Source organism: Erythrobacter sp. S158 (assembly GCF_057364915.1).
Window position 1 is genome coordinate 1,081,140 of the sequence record NZ_CP200279.1, and the last position, 25,275, is coordinate 1,106,414.

Here is a 25,275-nt window from a genome sequence, read left to right on the forward strand (position 1 = left end):
CAGGCGCATGTGCGAGGACCCTTTCCCTCGCGCAAAAGAAGGCCGGCGAGCAACCAAGTTGCGCGCCGGCCTATCTTTTTTGGGCTCGTATTCGGCCTACTGTCCGTCCTGCTCCTGCGTTGGCAGGACAGGGCGTTCGGTGCGGGGACGCGCAGGGTAGTTGCATCCGCGTTCGCGGCCGACGCCTTTAAGGAAGCCACGCCGCACCATCCCTGCGGTCACTGCGCGATTGAACTCGCGCCGACGCTTGTTCGCGCCGGAAACTTCGCGAACAAGGCCGCGGAAGGGGATGAATGAGCCGACAACGCTTTGTGCCACTCTGCCACCGCTTATCCGGCGTCCCTCTTCCTCAACGAAGATATCGAAGTCGTCACCCAACGCGTTATCGAGCGCTGCGATCTCGGCCATTAGGTGGTTGCAGTTCAGCAGCCCTTCCACGTCGTACGGATCGGCCGCGGCATCGACGAGAACAGGAGGCAGATCGTCGCTGTCGATGTTGAAGTCTTCAAGCGGAGTGCGCGCCACGTCCATGGCATCAGGTTCGTCGCGCTGCTGGGCAACGCCTGGCGATGCGGCGGCAAGGGCAAGGCCCATGGCCATTCCTGCCGATCCGATCGGTTTAACGAAGCTGCGTAATCTCATCACATGCACGGTCGTCCCCCCTAAGTCCCAATTGCAAGGCTTCCTGACGCTGGCGACTGGTCCCATGAGTGAAAGTCTCGGGATTCGCCCGGCGTCCTGATCGTTGCTGCAAGGTATCATCGCCGATTGCACTGGCTGCGCGCAAGCCCTCTTGCATGTCACCCGGTTCAAGCAGGTTCCGGTTCTTGCCTGCCCAAACTCCAGCATAGCAATCCGCCTGCAACTCCATGAGCACGCTCAGCTGGTTTGCCGAACGCGGGTTCGATGCCTGAAGACTGCGGATCTGACCGCTGATGCCGGTAATCGTCTGGATATGGTGACCAAATTCGTGAGCGACCACGTAAAGCCGCGCAAAATCTCCGCGCTCTCCGGACATACGCGCCAATTGATCGTAAAAGCCTGTGTCGATGTAGATCGTTTCGTTCGCGGGGCAGTAGAACGGTCCCATGCCGGTCGAAGCGGGGCCACAAGCGGTGTCGAAGCGCTGGCTGGTCGCAAACCTCAAGGAAGGCTGGCGAAACTCAACGTTTTGTTGGGCGAAAGTCTGCGCCCATGTCTCGTTGAGTGAGGTGAGCGCCGCGCAAGTCTCATTCGCGTAGGCATTCGAGGAACAGATCGCAGTCTCATCCTCGTTCTGAGGTGCCTGCGATGAACCCGACGTTTGCTGCACACCTTCAATCAGGCCGAGGGTCTGGCGTGGGTCGACACCGAAGACGACTGCGCCGACCAAGGCAATAACGATCCCGACGCACCCAACACCGCCAGCTCGCCGTGCACCGCCAGTCGTGCCGACATTGATCTTATTAGTGTTGAAGGGGTTCAGGCGCATCCTCGTGTCCTCCCAATCGAATCTATTATAGCTATGTCTTGGTCGCTCAGCTTTTGCTGGACACCAGCAATCAGTGCGGCAAAGACGCTTGTCAATTCAATGGCTGAAACGGTGGATTGTGCCCGATGCTTTCGGAAAAACGCGCGCTGGTCACAGGATCGACGTCGGGAATAGGTCTTGCGGTTGCACGCGCACTTCGTGCCGAAGGGGCTGAGATTATCCTCAACGGTCTGGGCGACGAGGGCGAGATCGCGAAATTGTGCGAGGAAATGGGCGCGACCTTCAGCGGGGCGAACCTCATGGATCCAGCCGCTATCGAAGTGATGATGGAAGAAGTCGGCCCGGTAGACATTCTCGTCAACAACGCCGGCATGCAGCACGTCTCACCGGTGGAAGACTTCCCGCCGGAAAAATGGGACGCAGTGATTGCGCTTAACCTTTCAGCCGTTTTCCATACAACGCGGCTCGCCGTGCCGGGCATGAAGGCTAAAGGCTGGGGCCGTATCATCAACACCGCGAGCGCACACTCGCTCGCCGCCTCACCGTTCAAGAGCGCTTATGTCGCCAGCAAGCACGCGATCGCTGGGTTCACCAAAACGATTGCACTTGAATTGGCTCAGGATGGCGTGACCGCGAATTGCATTAGCCCGGGATATGTCTGGACGCCTTTGGTCGAGAACCAGATCCCTGACACGATGGCTGCGCGGGGTATGACGCGCGAGCAGGTGATGAACGATGTTCTGCTTGCCAAGCAGCCGACGAAGAAGTTCGTGCAGCCAGAAGAAGTCGGCGCGATGGCGGTCTTCCTCTGCAGCGATGCTGCGGGTAACGTGACGGGCGCTAATTGGAGCATTGACGGGGGATGGACGGCCGAATGATGGGGCGTATGCCGGGCCGGGGGCGGCTTTTCCTAGTGTGTTTTGTCAGCTTGTGCCTTGCCGCATGTGCTCGCGCTCCGATTGCGAGTGTGCCAGCGGCTGAGCGCGATGTGATTGCTGCCAACCTGATGCGCGACATCGAAGTGCTTGCGAGCGAAGAATTCGGCGGCCGCAAGCCCGGAACCGATGGCGAGGTGCGGACTGTCGAATTCCTCATCAACGAGATGCAAAGTGCCGGTCTTGTTTCCGGTACGAACGATCCGGGCAGCGCATGGCGGGCCCCTGTGGAATTGGTCGCGAGTACACCGCTATCGGGCACGATCGAGTTCACCGCTGGAGAGCGGGACATCACTCCGGGCGAAGGCCAGGCGGCTGTCCTTACTTCAGGCAGGCGTGGATTGATCCAGGACGGCGAACTCGTCTTCGTCGGCAAGGAGGCAGAAAGCATCGTTGCTGAGGATATTGCGGGCAAGGTCGTGGTCATGCTCGGCGAGCCAGGTGTAAGCCCGCGCCGCCGTGCGACCCTGTTCGAAAACTCGCCGGCCGCGATCATTACGGTGGTAGAGGACAACTCTTCCATCGAAGCCGTCAGCCGCGCCTATGGCCGCGAGCGGATCGGGCTTGCGAGTGAAGAGCAGAACAGAGTGACCGCATTCGTCACCAACGATGTCATGCTGCAATTGCTGGGCGAAGATCGCTGGCAATCGCTGCTTGGCGCAGCAGAGGATGAGAACTTCGTCCCCGTGCCGCTTTCGGCGAAAACGTCGCTCGATGCCCAAAGCCAGCGGCGGGAATTTACCAGCTATAATGTGATTGGCCTGTTGCCGGGATCATTGCGTGGTGCAGGTGCGGTGATGTTACTCGGCCACTGGGATCACCTTGGCGATTGTGCCCCGGACACGCCCGAGCCCCTATGCACTGGCGCAGTCGACAATGCGAGCGGGATAGCGGTGATGCTTGAGCTTACGCGCAGGCTCGCTGCAAATGGCCCCTACGATCGGGATATTTACGTCCTTGCCACCAGCGCCGAGGAGTCAGGATTGTTGGGAGCCAAGGCATTTATCGACCAGCCTTCGGTCCCGCTCGACGATATCGTAGCAGCCTTCAATTTCGACACCGTGGCTATCGCGCCTGCTGGCACGGCGCTGGGGTTCGTAGGAGAAGGCCGCACCGCGCTTGACGAAACGATCAGGCAGACCGCTGCCGAGGCGCGCCGCGAGCTCGGCAACAAGGAGTTTGCCGAACAGTTCGTGCGCCGTCAGGACGGCTGGGCCTTCCTCGAGGCAGGAGTGCCTGCTGTCTTCCTTTCTAGTGCCTTTGCCTCGGAGATCGTTCTTGGTCCCTACCTTGCCGAGAGGTATCACCGCCCGGGTGATACGATCGAAGGCATCGAGCTTGGCGGCGCGATTGATGACCTTCTGCTGCACGAGGAACTGGTGCGCAGGGTAGCAAGTACAAGCGCTTACACCCCAGCTGCTTCACAATAACGTCTAAAGCGCGCTGGCAGGCCTAGCGCCTTTCACAAAGCCGCCCTACATGGGCGTGCACGATTCGCTTCACACACGGAAAAAAGCAGCACGTGCACATGGATATTCCCCTCGGCCTTACCTTTGACGACGTTCTTCTGCGACCTGCGGAAAGCAATGTGTTGCCAAGCATGGCAAACACGCAGACCAAGCTGACGCGCGAAATCGGCCTCAACATCCCCGTGCTTTCGAGCGCAATGGACACCGTTACCGAAGCCGACATGGCGATCGTCATGGCGCAGCTGGGCGGTATCGGTGTGCTTCACCGCAACCTTGACGTCGAAGAGCAATGTGCGGCCGTGCGCGCCGTCAAACGCTTTGAAAGCGGGATGGTCGTTAACCCTATCACTATCTCGCCTGATGCGGTTCTGGGCGATGCTCAGGCGTTGATGGAAGCCAACCGGATCAGTGGGATTCCCGTAACCGACAGCGAAGGCAAGCTGTGCGGCATCCTCACAAACCGGGATGTGCGCTTTGCCGAGAACCCACAGCAGCCAGTGCGCGAGCTGATGACCACTGAAAACCTTGCGACCGTTCCGCTTGGCACCAGCCAGGAAGACGCGCGCCGCCTTCTGCACCAACGTCGGATCGAGAAGCTTCTGGTGGTCGACGGCGACTATCGCTGCATCGGCCTTATTACGGTCAAGGATATCGAGAAGGCGGTCACCTATCCCAATGCGACCAAGGACACCGCGGGCCGCCTGCGCGTGGCGGCAGCAACGACCGTGGGCGATGCTGGCTTTGCGCGGACCGAGGCGCTGGTCGATGCCGAAGTCGACGTCGTCGTTATCGACACCGCCCACGGCCACAACAAGGACGTGTCCAAGGCCGTTGAGCGCGTGAAGAACCTTTCCAACTCGGTGCAGGTCATTGCGGGTAACGTCGCCACCGCTGAAGCCACCCGCGCGCTTATCGATGCAGGCGCAGATGCAGTGAAGGTCGGCATCGGGCCCGGCTCAATCTGCACCACACGCGTCGTCGCAGGCGTCGGCGTTCCGCAGCTCACCGCGATCATGGGCAGCGCTGAAGAAGCCGCCAAATCGGGCGTCCCTGTCATCGCTGATGGCGGCCTTCGCACCTCGGGCGATGCTGCCAAAGCGCTGGCTGCTGGCGCGTCGACCGTGATGGTCGGCTCAATGCTTGCAGGCACGGCTGAGAGCCCGGGCGAGGTTTTTCTGTATCAGGGCCGTTCCTACAAGGCTTATCGCGGCATGGGCAGCGTTGGCGCGATGGCTCGAGGCAGCGCGGATCGCTATTTCCAGCAAGACGTGTCGGCGATGAAGCTTGTTCCCGAAGGCATCGAAGGGCAAGTCCCGTTCAAGGGCCCTGCGGCTGATGTGATCCACCAGCTCGTCGGCGGTATCAAGGCGGCGATGGGCTATACCGGCTCTGCCACTATCGAAGACCTCAAGACTCGTGCGCAATTCGTCCGGATTACCAATGCAGGTCTTTCGGAAAGCCACGTCCACGACGTCGCCATCACGCGTGAGGCACCCAACTATCCGACGCGATAGGGCACTTCTGTGATCGAAATCGTTCCCCTGATGCTGTTCCTCCTCGCCATTCCCGATGACGGGCCGGGTGAGATTGAACTTACGCGCTATCCTGCCCTGTTCGAAACCGAGGAGGAGTGCCGCGACTATGGTGAGCGCGTTGTACGTGCCCGTGTCACGATAGAACACGAAAACGCCACGCTCTTCCAGATTTTCTGCGAGCCCGTGCCGGACCGCGAGGAGTTTGAAAAGCTGTTCAACACCCTCAGCGAAAAACGGCAGCGTTCCAGCGAAGCGCGGGACCAATGACCCCCGCCGCCCGCGTTCAGGCGGCAATCGAATTGCTCGATGCAATCATTGAGGGCGCTCGCAACAAAGGCGCGCCTGCTGACCGATTGATCTCCGAGTATTTCAAAGCGCGGCGCTATGCCGGGTCAAAGGACCGGCGCGCGGTTCGCGAACTCGTCTACCGCGCGGTGAGACTGTGCGGTCCGGTCCCTGCCGATGGCCGCTCAGCGATGCTTGCGCTCTCGAATACGGATGAGAGCCTCTTGCCATTGTTTGACGGCTCGACCCATGGGCCGCAAACGATTGCTCCTAACGAAACGTCAGCAGAGACAGGGGTCGCACCTCACTGGTTGATAGAGCGGCTTTCAACCTCTGGCATCGAGAGCGACGAAGCCATGGCGCTCCTGGACAGGGCGCCGCTCGACATCCGTGTGAACGCACTCAAGGCCGACCGTGGCACGATCGAGTTGCCTGAAGAGGGCGAACCACTCATCGCTTCGCAGGGCCTCCGGTTCGCATCGGGGACGCAGGTCGAGCAATGGCGAGAATGGCGTGATGGGCTGGTCGAGATACAGGACCACGGCAGCCAGTGGGTTTGCGAGGCTGTACATGCGCAGCCCGGCGACACCGTCATCGACCTTTGTGCAGGCGCAGGTGGCAAGACACTTGCATTGGCCGCAAGGTTTGGAAACGCGGTCAGCCTCATCGCCGCTGACACCGACAAGCGACGCCTTGGCAATCTTGCGCCACGAGCTGCGAGGGCAGGGGCACAGGTCGATCACACTGTCTTGCTCGATCCGGGCCGTGAAATTGAAGCGCTTGAGCCTTGGGCAGGTAAAGCCGATCACGTGCTTGTCGACGCACCTTGCTCAGGTAGCGGAACTTGGCGTCGTAATCCTGAAAGCCGTTGGCGTCTGGATGAAGCAGAACTTGTCCGACTTACGAAGCTTCAGGCTCATGTGCATGATATCGCAGCGAAGCTGGTTCGTCCCGGAGGCAGTATCACATTCGTCACCTGCTCGCTGCTTGACGAAGAAGGATCAGGGCAGGTCGATGCATTCCTTGACCGGCATTCAGGATGGGAGGCCGAGGGTCTCGAACTTCCTGTCGGACGAAGGCGCGGGAAAGGCATTCGCCTTACTCCGTATCACGACGGTACGGACGGCTTTTTTGTCGCAAACTTACGTTTCCCGTGCTAGCCGTTAACGACTATGGCGAAGCCTTCATCTTCTCGGCTTGCTGACTTCAAGGAGCTGTTCATGCGTTTCGCGCCCGCTGCCGCTGCCCTCTCACTCATGTTCGCGACCGTGGCGAGTGTGTCGAGCGCTGGCCAGCTCGAAGCCGATCCGCGCGCGCAGGCTCTTATCACTCAAGGGGAAGCTGCGCTGGAGGCTGGCGATACGCAGGGCGCAATCGATGCATTCGAAGCTGCGCTTGCGGTCGATCCGGGCTACACTCCGATCCTGTTGAACCTTGCAGAAGCTGCCCGTCAGGACGGCCTTCAAGGCAAGGCGATCCGCTATTATCGCGAGGCACTGGCCCGCAATCCTGATTACTTCGCCGCAATCTCGGGTGAAGGCGAGGCACTGGTAGAGAAGGGCGCGGTCGACAAGGCGCAGCGCAATCTCGCCCGGCTCGAAAGCATGTGCGGTCAAAGCTGTCCTGAAACGCAGGCGCTTCAGGCTCGCATCGCGGCAGGGCCTCCTGCGCGCTTTGCCGTCGAAACCGCCGAGGACGGCACGGCTGCCAACTGAGCTTGGCGCGCACTCGAATGCTGACACTTCACCACCTCGAATACTCGCAGAGCTTCCGCATCCTGTGGCTGCTTGAAGCCCTGGGCGCCGAGTATGAGCTCAAGAGCTATAATCGCGATCCCGAGACCAATCTTGCGCCTGCCGAATACAAGGCGCTTTCGCCTCTCGGCACGGCTCCGGTCGTGACCGAGGGCGACCTCGTGCTCGCAGAGAGCAACGCGATTATCGACTATATTCTAGATTCCTATCCCGACAGCGATCTGCGTCCGGGTGCAGGGCACAAGGACCGCGCGCGCCATCTGTTCTGGTATCACGCGTCGGGCGCATCGTTCATGAACCTGCAGAGCGTTGCGATGATCCTCGGGCTGCTTGAAAGCCGCGCGCCCTGGCCTATCAGCGCCCTGCTCAAGTCGGTGTTTGGCCAGGTGCACAAGCTCTTTCTCGGTCCGCGCTTCGATGCGCTGTTCGACCTGATGGAAAATGACCTCGCCAAGCAACCGTTTTTCGGCGGCGACAATCTGACCGCTGCCGATATCACGCTGGTGTATTCAATGTTCGCTGCGCGTGAACGGGGTCAGCTTGATGGCTACCCGCAGGTGACTCAGTGGTTCGAGAGGATCGAGGAATTGCCCTCGTTCCAGTCTGCCCGCGCGAAGGACAAGCGCGACAAGATCACCTTCAGCTTCTGAAGTTGCTCAGATCAGCTGCGCAAATTCCGCGACCAGCTCTTCATAGACTTCGCGTTTGAACGGGACGATCAGGTCCGGCAAATCACGCGGCTTCACCCAGCGAAAAGCGTGAAACTCGGGCGGGTTGTGTGCTTGAAGATTGATGTCGGCATCGCTCCCGAGAAAACGGCCGAGATACCAATGCTGGATCTGGCCGCGATACTTGCCCTTCCAGACTTTGCCTAGAAGCTCGGGCGGGAGGTCGTAGCGGAACTGCCGCGAGGCAGGCGCAATCACATTGACCAAACTGCCGCCGACACCCGTTTCTTCCTCCAATTCGCGTAAGGCAGCGGTTTGAGGGTCTTCGCCCTTGTCAATTCCGCCCTGTGGCATTTGCCAGAAGCCGTGAGCGCTAGGGTCGATGCGTTCGCCGACGAAGACGTTGCCGTCCTCGTTTGCAAGCATGAATCCGGCACAGGGGCGATAGGGGAGGTCGTTCAAGAGGGGTTCTCCAAGAGGAATTTCATATGCGCGACGATCCGCTCCAGATCGCCCTGCGTGCTCGGCACGGCCTGGCGCAGGTTGGTGAAGGAATGGGTGACGCCCTTCATCTCGATAAAGGTCACGTCTGCTCCAGCCTGAGAGAGGGCAGAGGCATAGTCGCGGCCAGAATCGCGGATCGGATCGAGGCTTGCCGTGACCACGATGGTGGGCGGGGCCTTGGCGTGATCGCCGTGGATCGGAAATCCGCGCGCATCCTCGCGCACTGCGCCATAGGCAGCATCGAAGAATTCGATGGCAGCCCGGGTAAGAACAAAGCCGTCCGCAAATGCCTTAAAGCTTGCAGAGCCTTCGACCGCGCTTGCGAGCGGAAAGATCGGGACTTGCAACGCGACCGGCACATCGGCGGGCTTCTCGGCGAGCAATTGCCCAATGACGATCGTCGCATTGCCCCCGGCGCTGTCTCCGATCGTGACGAGCCCGGTTGCCTCGCGTCCGAGTTCGTGCGGAGATGAAGCGATCCATCGCGTCGCGGCTTCGCAGTCCTCAATTGCGGCGGGGAAGGGCGCTTCAGGAGCGCGGCGATAATCTACCGCGACGAGAGGCAAATCCATCAGAGCAGCGATCTCGGTGCATAGCGCGTGGTGTGTTTCAAGGTCGCCGATCACGAAGCCGCCACCATGGTAAAAGGTGATGACCGGACCCGGTTCACGCGTCTCGCGCGCATCGTAGAGGCGCAGCGGGATGTCGCCCGCTGGGCCGGGGCAGGTGAGGTCACGGATCACCGCAAGCTCGCGCGCAGGACGGTCCGCCATGCCATGCAGCGCAACATAAGACGCGCGAGCTTCCTCAAGCGTCATGTCAGCCAGGGCTGGTCCCTCCATCGCCGCAAGCGCATCGAGGAACATCTTCATGTCAGGGCGGATGAAGGGTGTGGTGTCGGACATTCTTGGCTCTCTCCCGTCTCTCTTTGCGTGAAGCGATAGAGGCTTGGCCCGCGCATTTCCACTCGCAAAGAGGCGTGTGTGACGGTAGGCATCGCTTCATGGACAATCTCACGCACAGCCTTGTCGGCGCGGTGATGGCGCAGACGGGTCTCAAGCGGAAAACCGGCCTTGCAATGCCCGCTCTTGTGATCGGAGCGAACCTTCCCGATGTCGATGCTGCGTGCTTCTTCTGGCTTGAAGGGACAGAACACCTCGGCTTCCGGCGCGGGATCACGCATGGGCCGCCCGCCTGGGTGATCCTGCCCTTGATCCTCGCTGGTCTTCTTTGGGCGTTCGACCGGTGGCAGGCAAAGCGGGGCAAACGGCCCGAGGGGCGCCTTCCGGTGCATTTCGGTTGGCTCTATGGCTTGAGCTTTCTCGGTTGCCTTTCGCACCCGGCGCTCGACTGGCTCAACGTTTACGGCATTCGTCTGCTCGAGCCGTTCTCGTCACAATGGTTCCATGGCGACACGCTATTCATCATCGACCTGTGGCTGTGGGCGCTTTTGTCGGTGACGATCTGGTGGTCGCTGCGGCAGGAAAAGCGCGGCGGCAACTGGACGCGGACTGCGTGGATCGGAAGCGTCGTCGGGCTGCTCTACATCGCACTCAACGGGGCGATCACGTGGTTCGATTACAATGCGGGCGGCAAGTATCGCGAGCCCTATCCGGCCGAGTACATTTCATCACCCGTGCCGTTCTATTTCTGGGAGCGTGAGCAAATCGCGAGGCTCGAAAGCGGGCGCTGGATTTCGAGCAGCTGGGACGGCGTGGCGTTCGGCTATGGTTACAGTCACTCGATCAGCCAGCAATGCGAGCTTCCCGACTTTAGCGAAGAGCGAAAGACCAATTCGCAGCTCGATGCTTTCCTGTTCTGGTCACGCGCGCCTTTTGGAGAGGCCAATCGCGATGGTTCTCTCATTCTTCGCGATGCTCGCTTTTATGATCCGCTGGCGCGAGACAGGTTCGCGCTGGTGCTCCCCGACGTGAAATGCATGGAACTGGTACCCGACTAAAACGCTTGAGTACCATGACCAAACCGCAAATCCTCTGGCTGAGGCGCGATCTGCGCATGGCCGACAATCCCGCTCTCTATCACGCTGCCAAGGCTGGTCCGGTCGTTTGCGTTTATGTCCTCGACGACGAAGCCCCCGAACATCACAGGATGGGCGGCGCTTCGCGTTGGTGGCTTCACCATTCGCTTGAAAGTCTGAGCAAGAGCCTGGGCACCCGAAACGCGAAGTTGATCTTGCGCCGTGGCGATGCGGTTGAGGAACTCACCACCGTCGCGAATGCGGTGGGGGCCGACACGATCCATGCGAACACGCATTACGAGCCGTGGTGGAGGAAAGCGCAGAAGAAGCTGAAGGACGAGATCGACGTCCAGCTCTACGACGGTGTTTACTTGTTCCCCGCTGGCCACGTTACGACGGGCTCGGGCGATCCGTACAAGATCTACACGCCGTTTTACAAAGCGTTGCGACAGGAATTGCCCCCGCGCGACGTGCTGCCCGAGCCGGAAACGCTCTCCTCGCCAGATGACTGGCCCGCGAGCGACGAGCTTGCCGACTGGAACCTTCTCCCCACCAAGCCCGATTGGTCGGGAGGCATCGCAGACTTCTGGGAGGTGGGCGAGGACGCAGCGCATGAGCGTCTGTCTGAATGGGAAGATCATGTCGCCGACTACGAAGACAAGCGCAATTTTCCGAGCGTAGACAAGACATCGCGCCTGTCGCCGCACCTGCACTTCGGCGAGATTTCCCCGGTGCAGGTCTGGCACGCGCTCAAGCACAAACGCTCCAATGGCTGGAACAGCTTCGAGAGCGAACTGATCTGGCGCGACTATGCGGCCAACGTGATTTGCGAATACCCAGCTTATGCAAGCGAGAACTATCGCGAAGATTACGACAAGCTCGAATGGCGCGATCCCGATAGCGACGAAAAGGCCGCCAAGGACCTCAAGAAGTGGCAAGAGGGCAAGACCGGCTATCCGATCGTCGATGCAGGGATGCGCCAGCTTTGGCAGACCGGTTGGATGCACAATCGGGTGCGCATGATCACCGCCAGCTTCCTCATCAAGCACCTCCTGATCGACTGGCGAAAGGGCGAGCAGTGGTTCTGGGATTGCCTGGTCGATGCCGACTACTCGTCGAATGCGGTCAACTGGCAATGGAACGCGGGCACGGGCGTCGATTCAAACATGTTCAGCCGGATCATGGCTCCGCTGACCCAATCGGAAAAGTTCGATGCGGCTGCCTACATTCGCGAATATGTGCCCGAGCTTGCCGATCTCGATGAGCCCTACATCCACGATCCCGAAGAGCACGGCTGTTTGCCCAAGGCCTATCCAGCCAAGATGATCGCTCACAAGGAAGGGCGCGAGCGGGCCTTATCGGCATACAAGGATATGAAGAACGGGTGAGGGCGCTCTTGCGGCCCCATATGGCTCGCGCTTAAGAAAGCGCCATGTCAGCGCAAGGGGTCAGAGGAGAGCAACTGCTCAGTTCGGGTGAGCGTTTTGCCTCGCGTCCGGGGCTGTTTTCGCGCCTGATCGCTCCCGGCTTCGGCAAGATCCTCGACCGGATTGATGCAGGGCTGGCGAAAGGGTCGCTGCTTGCGCACCTCCCCGATGGAACGACCCGGGTGCTTGGCGGTAATGCTCCGGGTTTCGATGCGCAGATCACGCTCAAGGACTGGCGAGCGCTGTTGCGACTTGCGACAGGTGGGGTGATCGGTTTCTACCAGGCGTACGAGGCTGATGAGTGGGAGACGCCCGATCTCACGATGCTGTTCGCATTATTCTCAGGCAATGTGAGGACGTTGGGGGATACGGCGCGCAGCTCAGGACCGTTCAAGTGGGCGGGGCGCATGGCTCACTGGCTCAATCGAAACAACCGCGCGGGTTCGCAGCGAAACATCGCTGCGCATTACGACCTCGGCAACGATTTCTACCGCGAGTGGCTCGACCCGACGATGACGTATTCGAGCGCGCTCGGCCTTGGCGAAGACGGCCTTACGGCGGCGCAGAAACGCAAGCACGAGGCTTTGTCGGCCCGGCTTGGCAATCCAAAGACTGTTCTTGAGATCGGATGCGGCTGGGGTTCGCTGGCGCAGCATCTTGCAGGCAGGGGCGCTGATGTGACGGCGATCAGCCTCTCCGACGAGCAACTCGCCTATGCGCGGGCGAATACATCTTCTGACATCCGCTATCTCAAGCAGGATTACCGCGATGTCAGGGGGACATTCGATGCGATTGCGAGCGTCGAGATGGTCGAGGCTCTGGGGCGCGAATACTGGCCGACATTCATGGACTGCATTGCTCGCAGTCTCGCTCCCGGAGGACGTGCCGGTGTCCAATACATCTCAATGGCAGACGATTTGTTCGAGGCCTATGCAGGGACGGTCGATTTTATCCAGGCATACATCTTCCCCGGCGGATTACTCATCAAGTCGAGCGAATTTCGTGCGCTCGCTGAAGAGAGGGGCCTCGAATGGTGCGATCAGAGCGATTTCGGGCTCGATTATGCTGAAACGCTCAAGATCTGGCGCGAACGTTTTGATGTCGCTTTCGAGCATGGCCGACTGCCCGCGGGCTTCGATGATCGCTTCGTGAGGCTCTGGCGCTTTTACCTCAGCTATTGCGAAGGCGGGTTCCGCTCGGGCAATATCGACGTTCACCAGGTCACGCTGGTTAAGACATAAGAGAAGAGAGAGGGACTTCGATGAAGAAGCTATTGGGGATCATGGGCGCGGTGAGCACACTTGCGCTGGCAGGATGCAGCTATGGCGCCGCGGAGGGCGTCGAGGCCGCGCCAGCGCCGCTGGCTTCGGTAGAGATGGTTATGCCGCCCGAGCGCGATCCGTCGGAGCTTCAGGTGCTGTTCTGGAACGACGAGCAACGCTCTGCCCGTTTTCGCGACATGGAAAGCTGGTTCGCAGGCCACGAAGTCCCGGCCGCATCAAATCCGCGCGCGCTCGAAGAGGGAACGCCGCTCCCGGCCGAGCTCGCACAGGAAATCCGCTCCCTGATGCTCGAAACAGGCGCTGCTGGCGTGATGGTCTGGGAAGATGGGGGCGTGCAATTCGAAGACTACGCGCTCGGTTTTGGCCCCGATCAACGCTGGACCAGCTTTTCGGTAGCCAAGAGCTTTACTTCGACCCTGTTGGGAGCCGCTGTGAAGGATGGCTTTATCGGTAGCCTGGATGACCCGGTCACCCAGTATGTCCCCGGTCTGGCAGGCTCAGCCTATGACGGGGTCAGTGTGCGCCAGATTGCGACGATGACCAGCGGCGTCGCCTGGAACGAGGATTACACCGATCCCAACAGCGACGTGGCCGCCATGAATCGCTTCGTGGTCGAATATGGCCCTGACGCCATCGTTGAGCAGCTGAAAGGGCTCGAACGCGAGGCCGAGCCGGGCGAGAAGTGGGTCTACAAGACCGGCGAGACCAATCTTATCGGACTGGTTGTCGAAAACGCAGTTGGATTGTCGCTCGCTGAGTATGCTCAGGAAAAGATTGTCGAACCAGCGGGTTTCGAAGGCGGCCTCTTCTGGATGACTGATCCGCGCGGAGGCAATATTGGCGGCTGCTGCCTGTCACTCACGCTCGGGGACTACACCCGAATGGGCGTCTTCGCGCTTGAGGGCGGAGGCGACCCCGTGCCCGAGGGTTGGTTTGCGGAAGCAGGCAATTCGCTGGTTGATTTCGAAGGTCGACCTGGCTTTGGTTACGGCTACCAATGGTGGACTTATCCCGGCAGCTATGGCGCGCAAGGCATCTTCGGTCAGTCGATCACCATCGTGCCCGGCGACAACCTCGTCGTTTCGATTGTCAGCAATTGGCCCACGGCCACCGGTGCGAACCGGGGCAAGTGGTTCCAGATGGTCGGAAAGATCGCGGCAGCCGAGTAATCGGACTGCCGCGACGTGGCATCACATCGGGCGGTAAACGCCGGTGTTGCTGTATCGCTGAAGAATGTTGTCGTGCACGATCGGGCTCAAGAGCTCGGTGAATGCGCAGCCGACTATGCAGTTGTCCCACCATACCACCTCGGCCTGAAGCAATTCGAGGCCGGGAAGGGTGAGCCAGCACATCTGGCCTTCGTGCATGCGATTGATCGATGCAGCGGAGAACCCCGAGATCGACAGGTCATGAACCACGCTCTGAAATGCGCGGCCACCCGACGCCCGAAGGGTAGCCGGGATTGTCAGGCGCGTGCGCGGTGAGCAGCGATCTTCCTGCGCTGCCATTTCGTATCGTTTTTGGTCGGTAGGCATGGGCCTGCTACCTTCTCCAGTCAGCTTGGTGGTCTCTGTGCCGGTGGAACGGGTTCGACCCTCATCCACCGGTTTCGCTTGCCAGACTGTTGCACAGGAAGGTTAACAGGTTGGTAAGAGGCAGATTTCTGTGCCGTCATGCCCGTATTTTGCGGTGAAGCGATGCAATGACGTCACGATGCTACGCCGCAGGAACTCGCAGGGCCTCTTAATCTACGCGCTCGCGATGGCCTGTCGTGAAGTCTTCAGCAAGCAGGGCGACAATGCGCTTTGCCACCACTTCGGGTGGTTTGACGCTTTCAGGCTTCTCTCCGGGATAGGCGCGGGCACGCATATCGGTGCGGGTCGCGCCCGGATCGACGATGGCAACGCGGAGCGGACTGAGCTTCTCAACCTCTGCGGCATAGCTGTCGAGCAGGTTGTCGAAGGCTGCCTTGGTCGAGCCGTAGGCCGACCAGAACGAGCGCGGATTGGCACCGACGCTGCTGGTGAGGCCGATGATGCGGCCAGCCTCTGCACGGCGGAGCAGCGGGTCGAAAGCGGCAAGCAATGCCTGTGTCGCGACCACATTGGTCATGATCGCCGTGTTGAACTGCTTGGGATCAATCTGCGGAAGCGGTGTGAGCTCTGGCAAATAGGCCGCTGAAATCACGAGAACATCAAGCGTTTCCCAGCGCCCCGCAATCGCGGAGGCAAGCCGCGAAACAGCATCGGGCTCGGTCAGGTCGACCGGCGCAATGGTCGAAGTGCCGCCCGCATCGTGGATCCGGTCCTCGATGGCTTCGAGCGCTTTCACCTTGCGCGCGGTGAGGATCACATGCGCACCCGCCTCGGCAAGTGCGATAGCGGTCGCGGCGCCAATGCCTTTGCTCGCGCCGGTAACCAGGGCGGTGCGCCCTGCGAGAGGTTTTGTGTCTGTCATGGAAGTTCAGGCCGCTTTGGGATCAACAAAAGGGAGCTCGCCTGTCCCCTCTTCGCTCATCGCGAGGTCGGTCAGGCTGGTGGGGTAATCGCCGGTGAAGCAGGCGTCGCAGAATTGCGGACAGGCCTTGTCGCAACTCTTCGAGCCGACGGCGCGGTAAAGGCCGTCGATGGAGATGAAGGCGAGGCTGTCGGCCTTGATGAATTCGCGCATCGGCTCGATTTCCATGCGCGCTGCGAGCAGTTTCGAGCGTTCGGGCGTGTCGACACCGTAGAAGCACGAATGCGCGGTTGGCGGACTGGCCACGCGGAAATGCACTTCGCTCGCACCTGCCTCGCGCATCATCTCGACGATCTTGAGGCTGGTGGTGCCGCGCACGATCGAATCGTCGATGAGCACGATCCGCTTTCCGGCGACAAGGCCGCGATTGGCGTTGTGCTTGCGCTTAACGCTTGAATGGCGCGCGCTGTCCGATGGCTGGATGAAGGTGCGCCCAACATAATGCGAGCGGATTATGCCAAGCTCGAACGGCACGCCCAATTCCTGAGCATATCCAATTGCCGCAGGCACGCCGCTATCCGGAACCGGCACGACCAGATCGACATCGCATGGCGCTTCGATAGCGAGTTCGCGACCGATCGCCTTGCGCGCCTCATAGACACTGTGCCCGGCAAAGGTGCTGTCTGGACGGCTGAAATAGACGTGCTCGAAGATGCAGGGCCGCGCCTTTTGGTTGCCGAAGGGATGCAGGCTCTTGATCTCGCCGTCGAAGCCGACCTGGATCATCTCGCCTGCTTCAACTTCACGTACAAATTCGGCACCGACCACGTCGAAGGCGACGCTTTCGCTGGCGAACAGGATCGAATCGCCAAGCTTGCCCATTACCAGCGGACGGATGCCCAGCGGGTCGCGGCAGGCGATCATGCCTTCGGGCGTCATCACGATCAGCGCATAGGCCCCTTCGACAAGGCGCAGCGCGTCGATCAGCCGGTCGGCGACCGTTGGATAACGCGAGGTGGCGACAAGGTGGATGATAACTTCGGTGTCGGAGGTCGACTGGAAGATCGACCCTTTGCCAACGAGGTCTTTCCTCAGCGCAAGCGAGTTTGAGATATTTCCGTTATGCGCAATGGCAAAACCGCCGCTTGCAAGCTCGGCATAGAGCGGCTGCACATTGCGAAGGCCCGCGCCGCCGGTCGTCGAATAGCGCACATGGCCTGCCGCCATCGAGCCGGGCAGTTCGTCGATTGCTTCTTGTGAGGAAAAACTGTCGGCAACATGGCCAAGCGCGCGGCGAGAGATGAAATCCTTGCCGTCGAAGCTGGTTATGCCGACCGCTTCCTGTCCGCGATGCTGAAGCGCGTGGAGACCCAGAGCGGTCGCGGCCGCGGCTTTTTCTGCATTGATCGCGCCGAACACGCCGCACTCTTCGCGAAGCTTGTCGCCGTCCGGGTCCAGAAATGGATGAGTGAGGTTGCCTGCGACGCCCTCAGTATCGGTGTTTGCCATCGCTCGTACTGTCCGCTGCGCTGCCCCCGAATGTTGTGCGCTCAATGGCGATGTTACCGATCAATTACAAGGTCGGATCACGGACCGTCACCGGTCTTTTTTGCTACGTGGCTGAAGCGTACCGGTTTTCGCATGAGGTCTGCTTGTGCGCACACCGATCGCGTCTTAAAGGCAGCATTCATCTCAACTGCTCCACTTCACCGGACCTGAATGCTCACTCCCTTCGAAAGAATGATCGCCAAGCGCTACCTGTGGCCGGGCAAGGGCGAGGGCTTTATCGCGCTCGTCGCCGGAATCTCGGTCGGCGTGGTGATGCTGTCGGTCGCCATGCTCGTTCTCGTGATGAGCGTGATGGGCGGCTTTCGCACCGAAATGCTCGAAAAGTTCTCAGGGCTGAACGGTCACGCGATTATTCAGGCCTATGGCGGCGAGCTTGATGGGTGGGAGCGTGTTGTTGAGGAAGTGCGCGCCACCGAAGGCGTCACCGATGCATCCCCGCTGATTGAACAGCCGCTGGTCGCAAGCGTCAACGGGCGGCTGAACCCAGTCTTCGTTCGCGGCAACACTCCCGAAGATCTCGCGCTGATCAGCGACAAGGTCCTGTTCGGCGATATCTCTTCGCTTCAGCCCGATGCAGGGCGGGTTGCGATAGGCTCACGCTTGGCCGCCAATATGGGCGCCCGCGTTGGCGATACGGTTACGCTGATAAATCCGTCGGGCCGCACAACTCCGTTTGGCACCACCTTCCGCCAGGTCCCTTATGAGGTTGGCGCGATTGTTGAGTTTGGGCTCTACGACTTTGACGAAAAGTTCGTAGTCATGCCGATGAGCGATGCGCAGACGCTCCTCCTGATGGGCGACACGATCGGCCTTATTCGCGTGAACGTGACCGACCCTGACAATGTGAGCGGTATTCTCGGCGCGGTGGAGCAGAATTTAACCGGCCGCGCTCAGATCGCCGACTGGAAGCAGATCAATTCGACCTTGTTCGAGGCGCTCGAGATCGAGCGTGTTGCGATGGCTTTCGTGCTGAGCTTCATGGTTCTGGTCGCCAGCTTCAACATCCTGTCGAGCCTCGTGATGCTGGTTCGCGCGAAAACGCGGGACATCGCGATCATGCGAACGATGGGCGCAACGCGGCGCTCGCTGCTCAAGATCTTCGTCACGACCGGCACTACTATCGGAGCGATCGGTACGATTGCCGGTCTGGTTCTGGGCTTCGTGCTGCTCCTGTTCCGCAACGAGATCGTCGACGGCATCGCTTATGTCACTGGAGCACAGATATGGGATCCGGAGGTCCGGTTTCTCACCAGCCTGCCGGTCCGCATCGATGCGTGGGAAGTGATCGGGGTAGTCGCTCTGGCCATCGGCCTCAGCTTCCTCGCAACGCTTTATCCTGCGCTCAAGGCGTCGAACACCGATCCGGTCCAGGTGCTGCGTTATGAGTGATCCGATTGTCTCATTGCGCGATGTGAAGCGCAGTTTCGAACAGGGCGGTCAGCGCATTGATGTGCTGCGCGGCGTCGATCTGGATATCATGCCGGGCGAAATCGTCGCGCTGCTAGGCCCGTCTGGTTCGGGCAAATCGACCATGCTTCAGGCTGTCGGACTACTAGAAGGCGGTTTTGAAGGTTCGATCACGATTGCCGGTGAGCGCGCTGAAAAGCTCGCCTCGGATCAGCGCACGCGCGTTCGGCGCGAACATCTGGGGTTTGTCTATCAGTTCCACCACCTTCTGCCCGACTTCAACGCGACAGAGAACGTGGTGATGCCGCAGATGGTGGCTGGCACTGACAAGGCGACCGCGACGACACGCGCTGAAAGCCTGTTGTCCAGCCTCGGCCTTGGCCACCGCCTGACGCACCGGCCCAGCCAGCTTTCGGGCGGTGAGCAACAGCGCGTTGCCGTGGCGCGTGCGCTGGCCAATCAACCGACCTTGGTGCTCGCGGATGAGCCAACCGGCAATCTCGACGAGGCGACGTCCGACGTGGTCCTCGGACAGTTCCTCGATCTGGTGCGCGGCGAGGGCAGCGCCGCGTTGGTTGCGACGCATAACGAACGCCTCGCAGCGCGCATGGACCGCGTCGTCCGATTGCATGACGGTGTGCTGGGCTAGCACGCCAGAACGCGTCAAAAACCCGTGAACCATTGCGCCCTTGGCTGGTTATTCAGTCAAAGGAGATTTATCATGGCAGACCATCCCAGCACATTCGAAGGCACCCCGCTCGACACCGACGAAGACGCATGGGAAGACCGCGCGGCTCTCCATAACAAGGCGAGCAGCGACGGTGTCATTTCAGGCGGTAACGCGCTTCGCCGTGGCACCTTTGCCGAGATGATCCGTCACATCGCCATGCTGCCTGAGGGCGAGCGCGGCGACTACGTGATCGAAAAGAAGGGCGATCGCGAGTACTCGGCCGAGGAGGCGATCGCGCTCTCCTCCCGCGAAGACTTTCCCAAGGCATAAGGGTCAAGAGCCCACGCGCAGCGATCCGTGCGTGTGGGCTTTTTGCAGATCAGGGGTGGCGCTTTCGCTGGCCCGCGGTCACCCTCGCGCCAACAGGGAGGGTACCACATGATCGCACTCGTTCTTCCGCTCGCGCTGCTTCAGGCGACAGCCGATGCTCCACCAACGCCGCCAGCACCTCCGCCGCCCGCCTGCGCAAGCGAGGCGCATGGCGGCTTTGACCTATGGGTCGGCGAGTGGGACGTATTCCCCAACGGCAGCGACACTCAAGTCGCAAACAGCCGGATCGAAAGGCTTTCAGGCGGGTGCTCGATCCGCGAAATGTGGATGCCCTTTCGCGGCTCCGGCGGGCAGAGCATGTCGATGCTCAACCACACGACTGACCGCTGGGAGCAGACCTGGGTCGGCGCCGATGGCAAACGCGTCGATTTCGAGGGCGGCGTCGTGGATGGCGCAATGGTGCTGACCGGCTATTGGGATGATGTCGCAGGGCCCGGGCAGGACGCCTTGGTGCGTATGACCTACTCGAAACTTGATGACGGATCTGTGCGCCAGCACGGAGAGGCCTCGACGGACCATGGGCTTTCGTGGCAAACGAGCTTCGATTTCATCTACCGGGCGAAGGACCAAGCCGACCAATGACCACGATTGCCGATTTTGAAGTAACCACCAACCGGGGCGAAACGCTCGATCTTGCGACCAAGAAGGGCAAGGTCCTGCTGGTGGTGAACACCGCGTCCAAATGCGGTTTCACCCCGCAGTATGATGGGCTGGAAAAGCTCTATCAGGACTTCAAGGACAAGGATTTCGAAGTTCTCGGCTTCCCCTGCAACCAGTTCGGCGCACAGGAGCCCGGCAATGCCGACGAGATCGCCGAATTCTGCAAGGTCAATTTCGGTGTCACTTTCCCACTGATGGCCAAGATCGACGTGAACGGGCCAGATGCATCACCGCTCTACGACTGGATGAAGAGCGAGAAGAAGGGCGTGATGGGCTCCAAATCGATCAAGTGGAACTTCACCAAGTTCCTGATCGACCGCGAAGGCAATGTCGTAAAGCGTTACGGCCCACAGGACACGCCGCGCATGATCGCAAAGGATATCGAAAAGCTGATCTGAGAATTGTCCACGATCTGTGGAGAATTAGCGCAGGCCAGCGCTTCCGATTTCAGGCAATTTTCCTAGATTAGGGTATGCCTTTCGCTCCCTTCGTCCCGCTACGCGTTTTGTCTTCCTATTCGATGCTTGAAGGAGCGATCGATCCCAAGGCGATCGCCAAGCTGGCGAAGGAGCGCGGCTTTCCGGCAATTTCGATCTGTGACCGCAACGGCCTTTACGGTGCAGTCATGTTCGCCAATGCCTGCAAGAGCGAGGGCGTGCAGCCGATCATCGGCACGCTGCTGGGTGTTGCTCGCGAGGGTAGCGAAGGCAAGCTTGTCGATTACCTGCCGCTGCTCGCGCAGGATGAGGCAGGCTACGACAATCTGTGTCATCTCGTTTCGAAGGCACACCTTGATCGCCCGCTTGAGCTGGAGCCGCATGTCGTCATGGACGATTTGGAAGGCCATACAGACGGCCTGATCGCGCTGACTGGCGCGGGCGAGGGGGCTTTGACGCGTCTGCTTGCAGAGGGGCAGGTCGACACTGCGACCGCTTTTGTCGAGCGGCTCGACAAGCTGTTCGTGAACCGCCTCTATATCGAGCTTGCACGCCACGGCGATCCAGTTTGCGAGCGGGCAGAAGATGCGCTGATCGAAATGGCGTATAATCGCGCGCTGCCGCTCGTCGCGACAAATCCCGCCAACTTCGCCGAGCCCCACATGCACAAGGCGCATGACGCCATGCTATGCATCGCAAACTCGACTTACATCGAGAACGAGGATCGCCCGCGAACCAATCACGCTGCCTTCGTTAAGTCTTCGAACATGATGGAAGAGCTGTTCGCCGATCTTCCTGAGGCAACCGCCAACACCCTCGTTATCGCGCAGCGCTGTGCTTACGCGCCGCCATATCGCGACCCGATCCTGCCGAGCCTCGCCGGTGACCTCGAGGGCGAGGCAAAGATGCTGGCGGAGCAATCGAAGGCAGGTCTGGAAGAGCGGCTTTCATCCTATGAGGACCTCTCCGACGAGGATCGCAAGGTCTATTTCGACCGCCTCGATTACGAGATCGATATCATCGTCGGGATGGGCTTTCCCGGATACTTCCTGATCGTTGCCGACTTTATCCAATGGGCAAAGGACCAAGGCATTCCTGTCGGGCCAGGACGTGGTTCGGGTGCTGGCTCGATCGTCGCCTGGGCGCTGACCATTACCGACCTCGACCCGATCCAGCTGGGACTGCTGTTCGAGCGTTTCCTCAACCCCGAACGTGTGTCGATGCCCGACTTCGACATCGACTTCTGCGAAACGCGGCGCGGTGAAGTCATCCGCTACGTGCAGAAGAAATATGGCCATGACCACGTCGCTCAGATCATCACCTTCGGTAAGATGAAGGCCCGCGCGGTGCTGCGCGATTGCGGGCGCATCCTGCAGATGAGCTACGGGCAGGTCGATCGCCTGTGCAAGATGGTGCCCAACCATCCGACCGATCCGTGGACGCTGCCCCGCGCTCTCAATGGAGCGGCGGATTTCAAAAAGGAATACGACAACGACAACGAGGTGAAGCGCCTCGTCGATCTGGCACTTCAGCTTGAAGGTTTGCCGCGAAACTCCTCGACCCACGCGGCCGGTGTCGTGATCGGGGACCGGCCACTGGCGCAGCTTGTTCCGCTTTACCGCGATCCGCGTTCGGATATGCCGGTGACGCAATACGACATGAAGAATGTCGAAAGCTCCGGCCTCGTGAAGTTCGACTTTCTCGGGCTAAAGACGCTGTCGGTGCTGCGCAAGGCGGTGGACCTGCTCGATATGCGCGGGATCGAGATCGATCTCGGCGCGCTTCCGCTGGATGACACGGCGGTCTACGATCTCATGCAGATGGGTAACACGGTCGGTGTGTTCCAGTTGGAATCGGAAGGCATGCGCCGTACGCTGAAGGCGGTGAAGCCATCCAATTTCGGCGACATCATCGCGCTCGTCTCGCTTTATCGTCCGGGCCCGATGGACAACATCCCTCTGTTTGGACAGCGCAAGGCGGGCGAGGTGGCGATTGAATACCCGCATCCCAAGCTTGAGGGGATTCTCGCCGAAACCTACGGCATCTTCGTCTACCAGGAACAGGTCATGCAGGCCGCGCAGATCCTTGCGGGATACTCGCTCGGCGATGCTGACCTCTTGCGGCGCGCGATGGGCAAGAAGGTCCAGGCCGAGATGGACATCCAGCGCGGCCGCTTCGTCGAAGGCTGCAAGGACGTCTCAGGTATCGAGGCCAAGCAGGCGAACGAGCTGTTCGACTTGATCGACAAGTTCGCAGGCTACGGTTTCAACAAGTCGCACGCTGCCGCTTACGCATTGCTCGCCTATCAGACCGCTTGGATGAAGGCGCATTACCCCGAAGAATTCTACGCCGCGTCGATGTGCTTCGACCTTCACCAGTCGGAAAAGCTCAACATCTTCGTCGATGATGCTCGCCGCTATCCGGCGGAACGGGCAAACGGGTCGGGCGTCGAGGTGCTTCCGCCAGACGTAAACCATTCCGAAGCGCGCTTCACGGTCGAGCAGACCGACGATGGCTACGCGGTCCGCTATGCGCTTGCAGGCATTCGCAATGTCGGTGAGAAGGCGATGGAGGCGATTGTTTCCGAACGCCGCGCCAATGGACCATTTGAGAGCCTCAAGGATCTGTTCGAACGCATGCCGCAAGGCGCGATGAATCGGCGTCAGCTCGAAGGGTTGATCTGCGCAGGTGCGCTAGACGGGCTCTACCCCAACCGTGGAGAATTGTTCGCCAACGCCGACCTGCTACTCGCCACCGCCGATGCGGCGGCACGGGAGCGGTCGAGCGGGCAGGGCGGTCTCTTTGGCGGCGAGAATGCTCCGCAGGAGGACTTGCGCCTGCAACCTGCTGAAAGCTGGTCGCGGCCCGATCAGATGGCGAAGGAGCGCGAGAACTTCGGCTTCTATTTCTCCGCTCACCCGGTCCAGCAATATCGCGAGGTCGCCTCCGCACAGGGCGCGCGCACCTATCAAAGTCTGATGGATGCTGGCGCGCCTCCCGGTGGTCGAGGGACCGCCGTGATCGCGGCCATGGTCGAGAGCGCTGGCAAGGGCCGCACCAAGCGCGGGGCGGAGTTCGTGCGCGGACAGTTCTCGGACTCCTCGGGCCAATTCTCGGCGGCGTGTTTCGAGGAGTCGCTCGTCTCCAGCTTCCAGAACTGGGCCGATAGCGGCGAATGCGTGCTACTCACGGTTGAGCTCGATTCTCCCAATCCTGGTGAGCCTCCCCGTCTCACAGTACGCGGAGCAAGGCCGCTTTCCTCGGTAACGGGCAGCACACCGATGATCCTCAAGATGGATGTGACCAGCCTCGATGGGCTGGCAGAGCTGAAACTGGAATTGACCCACGACCAGAAGGCACCTGGCGAAGTGCTTGTTCGGCTTATCCTCGGACCTGACGACGAAGCGCATATGCGGCTCGGCTCTAACTTTGTTCTCGATGGCGAGCTTGCCGAGCGGCTTGCACAGGCGGAGGGTATCGAGAACGTCGCGCTCGAACCGCTTCGAGGACGGGCGAACCTCAAGCTGGTGGCCTGATGTCCGATCCGGTCGCGGAGCTCACCGACAAGGAGAAGGAGGCGCTGCGGCTGCTGTTGGCGGGGTACGATGCAAAATCGTCGGCCAATGAGCTCGATATTTCGGTGCACACGCTCAACGATCGCCTGCGCAGCGCGCGGCGCAAACTGGGCGTTACCACAAGCAAGGAAGCCGCAAGGCTACTCGCCAGCGCCGAGAATGGATCGAACGCGTCGGACCCCAAATCCCTTGTGCACAATCCTTTGGGGGTACAGGAAAACCAAGAAAATCAGGATGATCCATCTGCCGCGGATCGAAGCGAAACCGGAATTTTCCAGTTCGCAGCGCGGCGGAAAGGTATTCTGATCATGTCATTTACTCTGGCTTTATCGCTCGCAATCTTGGCGGTCGTCCCCTCGCAAGCGCCTTCAACCGAGAGCGCATCGGTGGCACCGCGGCCATCCCAATCCGAACTACAGGCGCGGCGCTGGCTCGGCCTCATCGACTTTGGCAAATTTGACGAAAGCTACGAAGAGGCGGGAGAGACGCTGCGCGACCAGTATTCGCTCGGCAAATGGAAGTTCGGGCTGACGCTTCGCATGACGAAGGGCGACATTCAGGACCGCTCGCTAGCCACCGTTACGCGCACGGACGAGTTCAAGGGCCGGGAAGGCGGTGAGTACGAAATCGTCGTGTTCAACTCGCTGTTTGAATACGAAAACCGTCAGATCGAGCGGGTCGTTCTAGAACGCGTGGGATCGGAGTGGCAGGTGGTCGATTACAAGATCACCCCGCTAGAAGGCGACCGGTAACGAAAAAGGGGCCGGATCCCTCCGGCCCCTTTCGCAATTCAAGCTTCGA

Annotated in this window: 25 protein-coding genes; 18 read left to right on the forward strand and 7 right to left on the reverse strand. The window is 60.3% G+C overall.

The annotated features are described in order from the left end of the window. Positions 1 to 96: 96 nt before the first annotated feature. Positions 97 to 642 carry a hypothetical protein gene (locus AC0V6T_RS05430; RefSeq protein ID WP_486124986.1) on the reverse strand — a complete coding sequence of 182 codons (546 nt, stop codon included), beginning with the start codon at positions 640 to 642 and terminating at the stop codon, positions 97 to 99. After that, on the reverse strand, positions 620 to 1,471 hold the full coding sequence (gene ypfJ / locus AC0V6T_RS05435) for a KPN_02809 family neutral zinc metallopeptidase (RefSeq protein WP_486124987.1): 852 nt from the start codon (positions 1,469 to 1,471) through the stop codon (positions 620 to 622). The genes AC0V6T_RS05430 and ypfJ overlap by 23 nt, the downstream gene beginning before the upstream one ends. A 125-nt stretch (positions 1,472 to 1,596) precedes the next feature. Between ypfJ and AC0V6T_RS05440 the strand changes: the two genes are divergently transcribed. The 7 genes from AC0V6T_RS05440 (at position 1,597) to AC0V6T_RS05470 (ending at position 8,099) form a co-directional block, all read left to right on the forward strand. Continuing rightward, positions 1,597 to 2,349 carry a 3-hydroxybutyrate dehydrogenase gene (locus AC0V6T_RS05440; protein WP_486124988.1) on the forward strand — a complete coding sequence of 251 codons (753 nt, stop codon included), beginning with the start codon at positions 1,597 to 1,599 and terminating at the stop codon, positions 2,347 to 2,349. Next, positions 2,346 to 3,836 carry a M20/M25/M40 family metallo-hydrolase gene (locus tag AC0V6T_RS05445; protein ID WP_486124989.1) on the forward strand — a complete coding sequence of 497 codons (1,491 nt, stop codon included), beginning with the start codon at positions 2,346 to 2,348 and terminating at the stop codon, positions 3,834 to 3,836. Before AC0V6T_RS05440 ends, AC0V6T_RS05445 begins: the two co-directional genes overlap by 4 nt. A 98-nt stretch (positions 3,837 to 3,934) precedes the next feature. Further along, positions 3,935 to 5,389, forward strand: coding sequence for an IMP dehydrogenase (gene guaB, locus AC0V6T_RS05450; protein WP_486124991.1), 1,455 nt, complete (start codon positions 3,935 to 3,937; stop codon positions 5,387 to 5,389). Between the two features lie 9 nt (positions 5,390 to 5,398). After that, on the forward strand, positions 5,399 to 5,677 hold the full coding sequence (locus AC0V6T_RS05455) for a hypothetical protein (protein ID WP_486124993.1): 279 nt from the start codon (positions 5,399 to 5,401) through the stop codon (positions 5,675 to 5,677). Next, positions 5,674 to 6,855, forward strand: a complete 1,182-nt coding sequence (locus AC0V6T_RS05460) for an RsmB/NOP family class I SAM-dependent RNA methyltransferase (RefSeq protein ID WP_486124995.1) — start codon at positions 5,674 to 5,676, stop codon at positions 6,853 to 6,855. Before AC0V6T_RS05455 ends, AC0V6T_RS05460 begins: the two co-directional genes overlap by 4 nt. 60 nt (positions 6,856 to 6,915) lie before the next feature. Next, positions 6,916 to 7,410, forward strand: a complete 495-nt coding sequence (locus tag AC0V6T_RS05465) for a tetratricopeptide repeat protein (protein WP_486124997.1) — start codon at positions 6,916 to 6,918, stop codon at positions 7,408 to 7,410. A 17-nt stretch (positions 7,411 to 7,427) separates the two neighbouring features. Next, entirely contained in the window at positions 7,428 to 8,099 is a 672-nt protein-coding gene (locus AC0V6T_RS05470; RefSeq protein ID WP_486124999.1) for a glutathione S-transferase family protein, read from the forward strand. Between the two features lie 6 nt (positions 8,100 to 8,105). Here AC0V6T_RS05470 and AC0V6T_RS05475 read toward each other — a convergent pair whose 3' ends face one another. After that, entirely contained in the window at positions 8,106 to 8,579 is a 474-nt protein-coding gene (locus AC0V6T_RS05475) for an RNA pyrophosphohydrolase (RefSeq protein WP_040464315.1), read from the reverse strand. Further along, positions 8,576 to 9,526 (reverse strand): alpha/beta hydrolase, encoded by a 951-nt coding sequence (locus tag AC0V6T_RS05480; protein ID WP_486125001.1) that lies wholly within the window; start codon positions 9,524 to 9,526, stop codon positions 8,576 to 8,578. The genes AC0V6T_RS05475 and AC0V6T_RS05480 overlap by 4 nt, the downstream gene beginning before the upstream one ends. 98 nt (positions 9,527 to 9,624) lie before the next feature. Here AC0V6T_RS05480 and AC0V6T_RS05485 point away from each other — a divergent pair, with 98 nt between their 5' ends. The 4 genes from AC0V6T_RS05485 to AC0V6T_RS05500 are packed head-to-tail and all read left to right on the forward strand — an operon-like array spanning position 9,625 to position 14,478. Continuing rightward, positions 9,625 to 10,581, forward strand: coding sequence for a metal-dependent hydrolase (locus AC0V6T_RS05485; protein WP_486125003.1), 957 nt, complete (start codon positions 9,625 to 9,627; stop codon positions 10,579 to 10,581). 14 nt (positions 10,582 to 10,595) lie between these two features. After that, complete coding sequence (locus AC0V6T_RS05490; protein ID WP_486125005.1) at positions 10,596 to 11,987, forward strand: cryptochrome/photolyase family protein; 1,392 nt, start codon at positions 10,596 to 10,598, stop codon at positions 11,985 to 11,987. A 44-nt stretch (positions 11,988 to 12,031) separates the two neighbouring features. Then, a complete protein-coding gene (locus AC0V6T_RS05495) occupies positions 12,032 to 13,267 on the forward strand; it encodes a class I SAM-dependent methyltransferase (RefSeq protein WP_486125007.1) in 1,236 nt (411 codons plus the stop codon). Positions 13,268 to 13,287: 20 nt separating this feature from the next. Continuing rightward, positions 13,288 to 14,478 carry a serine hydrolase domain-containing protein gene (locus AC0V6T_RS05500; protein ID WP_486125009.1) on the forward strand — a complete coding sequence of 397 codons (1,191 nt, stop codon included), beginning with the start codon at positions 13,288 to 13,290 and terminating at the stop codon, positions 14,476 to 14,478. A 21-nt stretch (positions 14,479 to 14,499) separates the two neighbouring features. Here the strand turns inward: AC0V6T_RS05500 and AC0V6T_RS05505 are convergent, their stop codons facing one another. The 3 genes from AC0V6T_RS05505 to purF all read right to left on the reverse strand — a co-directional run bounded on the left by AC0V6T_RS05505 (position 14,500) and on the right by purF (position 17,275). Next, positions 14,500 to 14,844: a PilZ domain-containing protein gene (locus tag AC0V6T_RS05505; protein ID WP_486125011.1), complete on the reverse strand. Its 345-nt coding sequence runs from the start codon at positions 14,842 to 14,844 to the stop codon at positions 14,500 to 14,502. Between the two features lie 208 nt (positions 14,845 to 15,052). Then, positions 15,053 to 15,766 carry an SDR family NAD(P)-dependent oxidoreductase gene (locus AC0V6T_RS05510; RefSeq protein WP_486125013.1) on the reverse strand — a complete coding sequence of 238 codons (714 nt, stop codon included), beginning with the start codon at positions 15,764 to 15,766 and terminating at the stop codon, positions 15,053 to 15,055. A gap of 6 nt (positions 15,767 to 15,772) precedes the next feature. Beyond that, positions 15,773 to 17,275 (reverse strand): amidophosphoribosyltransferase, encoded by a 1,503-nt coding sequence (purF, locus tag AC0V6T_RS05515; RefSeq protein WP_486125015.1) that lies wholly within the window; start codon positions 17,273 to 17,275, stop codon positions 15,773 to 15,775. Between the two features lie 210 nt (positions 17,276 to 17,485). On the opposite strand from purF, the gene AC0V6T_RS05520 reads away from it, so the two are divergent. The 7 genes from AC0V6T_RS05520 (at position 17,486) to AC0V6T_RS05550 (ending at position 25,226) form a co-directional block, all read left to right on the forward strand. Beyond that, complete coding sequence (locus tag AC0V6T_RS05520; protein ID WP_486125017.1) at positions 17,486 to 18,724, forward strand: lipoprotein-releasing ABC transporter permease subunit; 1,239 nt, start codon at positions 17,486 to 17,488, stop codon at positions 18,722 to 18,724. Beyond that, positions 18,717 to 19,391, forward strand: a complete 675-nt coding sequence (locus AC0V6T_RS05525) for an ABC transporter ATP-binding protein (protein WP_486125019.1) — start codon at positions 18,717 to 18,719, stop codon at positions 19,389 to 19,391. Before AC0V6T_RS05520 ends, AC0V6T_RS05525 begins: the two co-directional genes overlap by 8 nt. A gap of 72 nt (positions 19,392 to 19,463) precedes the next feature. Further along, the gene (locus AC0V6T_RS05530; protein ID WP_486125021.1) at positions 19,464 to 19,742 is read left to right on the forward strand and encodes a hypothetical protein; all 279 of its coding nucleotides are present in this window, start codon (positions 19,464 to 19,466) and stop codon (positions 19,740 to 19,742) included. A 108-nt stretch (positions 19,743 to 19,850) separates the two neighbouring features. Next, the gene (locus AC0V6T_RS05535) at positions 19,851 to 20,384 is read left to right on the forward strand and encodes a hypothetical protein (protein ID WP_486125023.1); all 534 of its coding nucleotides are present in this window, start codon (positions 19,851 to 19,853) and stop codon (positions 20,382 to 20,384) included. Further along, entirely contained in the window at positions 20,381 to 20,860 is a 480-nt protein-coding gene (locus AC0V6T_RS05540) for a glutathione peroxidase (protein WP_007164385.1), read from the forward strand. The genes AC0V6T_RS05535 and AC0V6T_RS05540 overlap by 4 nt, the downstream gene beginning before the upstream one ends. A gap of 74 nt (positions 20,861 to 20,934) precedes the next feature. Further along, positions 20,935 to 24,435, forward strand: a complete 3,501-nt coding sequence (gene dnaE, locus AC0V6T_RS05545; RefSeq protein ID WP_486125025.1) for a DNA polymerase III subunit alpha — start codon at positions 20,935 to 20,937, stop codon at positions 24,433 to 24,435. Then, the gene (locus tag AC0V6T_RS05550; RefSeq protein ID WP_486125027.1) at positions 24,435 to 25,226 is read left to right on the forward strand and encodes a DUF4019 domain-containing protein; all 792 of its coding nucleotides are present in this window, start codon (positions 24,435 to 24,437) and stop codon (positions 25,224 to 25,226) included. The genes dnaE and AC0V6T_RS05550 overlap by 1 nt, the downstream gene beginning before the upstream one ends. The last annotated feature ends 49 nt before the right edge of the window (positions 25,227 to 25,275 follow it).

What these genes read in the sequence shown, in the direction of transcription:
- AC0V6T_RS05460 (WP_486124995.1), top strand. Translation starts at nt 5,674, where the DNA reads ATGACCCCCGCCGCCCGCGTTCAGGCGGCAATCGAATTGCTCGATGCA.
- AC0V6T_RS05440 (WP_486124988.1), top strand. Translation starts at nt 1,597, where the DNA reads ATGCTTTCGGAAAAACGCGCGCTGGTCACAGGATCGACGTCGGGAATA.
- ypfJ (WP_486124987.1), bottom strand. Translation starts at nt 1,471, where the DNA reads ATGCGCCTGAACCCCTTCAACACTAATAAGATCAATGTCGGCACGACT.
- AC0V6T_RS05430 (WP_486124986.1), bottom strand. Translation starts at nt 642, where the DNA reads ATGAGATTACGCAGCTTCGTTAAACCGATCGGATCGGCAGGAATGGCC.
- AC0V6T_RS05495 (WP_486125007.1), top strand. Translation starts at nt 12,032, where the DNA reads ATGTCAGCGCAAGGGGTCAGAGGAGAGCAACTGCTCAGTTCGGGTGAG.
- AC0V6T_RS05520 (WP_486125017.1), top strand. Translation starts at nt 17,486, where the DNA reads ATGCTCACTCCCTTCGAAAGAATGATCGCCAAGCGCTACCTGTGGCCG.
- AC0V6T_RS05510 (WP_486125013.1), bottom strand. Translation starts at nt 15,766, where the DNA reads ATGACAGACACAAAACCTCTCGCAGGGCGCACCGCCCTGGTTACCGGC.
- AC0V6T_RS05445 (WP_486124989.1), top strand. Translation starts at nt 2,346, where the DNA reads ATGATGGGGCGTATGCCGGGCCGGGGGCGGCTTTTCCTAGTGTGTTTT.
- AC0V6T_RS05480 (WP_486125001.1), bottom strand. Translation starts at nt 9,526, where the DNA reads ATGTCCGACACCACACCCTTCATCCGCCCTGACATGAAGATGTTCCTC.
- AC0V6T_RS05550 (WP_486125027.1), top strand. Translation starts at nt 24,435, where the DNA reads ATGTCCGATCCGGTCGCGGAGCTCACCGACAAGGAGAAGGAGGCGCTG.
- AC0V6T_RS05525 (WP_486125019.1), top strand. Translation starts at nt 18,717, where the DNA reads ATGAGTGATCCGATTGTCTCATTGCGCGATGTGAAGCGCAGTTTCGAA.
- AC0V6T_RS05530 (WP_486125021.1), top strand. Translation starts at nt 19,464, where the DNA reads ATGGCAGACCATCCCAGCACATTCGAAGGCACCCCGCTCGACACCGAC.
- AC0V6T_RS05465 (WP_486124997.1), top strand. Translation starts at nt 6,916, where the DNA reads ATGCGTTTCGCGCCCGCTGCCGCTGCCCTCTCACTCATGTTCGCGACC.
- AC0V6T_RS05540 (WP_007164385.1), top strand. Translation starts at nt 20,381, where the DNA reads ATGACCACGATTGCCGATTTTGAAGTAACCACCAACCGGGGCGAAACG.
- guaB (WP_486124991.1), top strand. Translation starts at nt 3,935, where the DNA reads ATGGATATTCCCCTCGGCCTTACCTTTGACGACGTTCTTCTGCGACCT.
- AC0V6T_RS05535 (WP_486125023.1), top strand. Translation starts at nt 19,851, where the DNA reads ATGATCGCACTCGTTCTTCCGCTCGCGCTGCTTCAGGCGACAGCCGAT.
- AC0V6T_RS05505 (WP_486125011.1), bottom strand. Translation starts at nt 14,844, where the DNA reads ATGCCTACCGACCAAAAACGATACGAAATGGCAGCGCAGGAAGATCGC.
- AC0V6T_RS05490 (WP_486125005.1), top strand. Translation starts at nt 10,596, where the DNA reads ATGACCAAACCGCAAATCCTCTGGCTGAGGCGCGATCTGCGCATGGCC.
- AC0V6T_RS05485 (WP_486125003.1), top strand. Translation starts at nt 9,625, where the DNA reads ATGGACAATCTCACGCACAGCCTTGTCGGCGCGGTGATGGCGCAGACG.
- dnaE (WP_486125025.1), top strand. Translation starts at nt 20,935, where the DNA reads ATGCCTTTCGCTCCCTTCGTCCCGCTACGCGTTTTGTCTTCCTATTCG.
- purF (WP_486125015.1), bottom strand. Translation starts at nt 17,275, where the DNA reads ATGGCAAACACCGATACTGAGGGCGTCGCAGGCAACCTCACTCATCCA.
- AC0V6T_RS05470 (WP_486124999.1), top strand. Translation starts at nt 7,428, where the DNA reads ATGCTGACACTTCACCACCTCGAATACTCGCAGAGCTTCCGCATCCTG.
- AC0V6T_RS05500 (WP_486125009.1), top strand. Translation starts at nt 13,288, where the DNA reads ATGAAGAAGCTATTGGGGATCATGGGCGCGGTGAGCACACTTGCGCTG.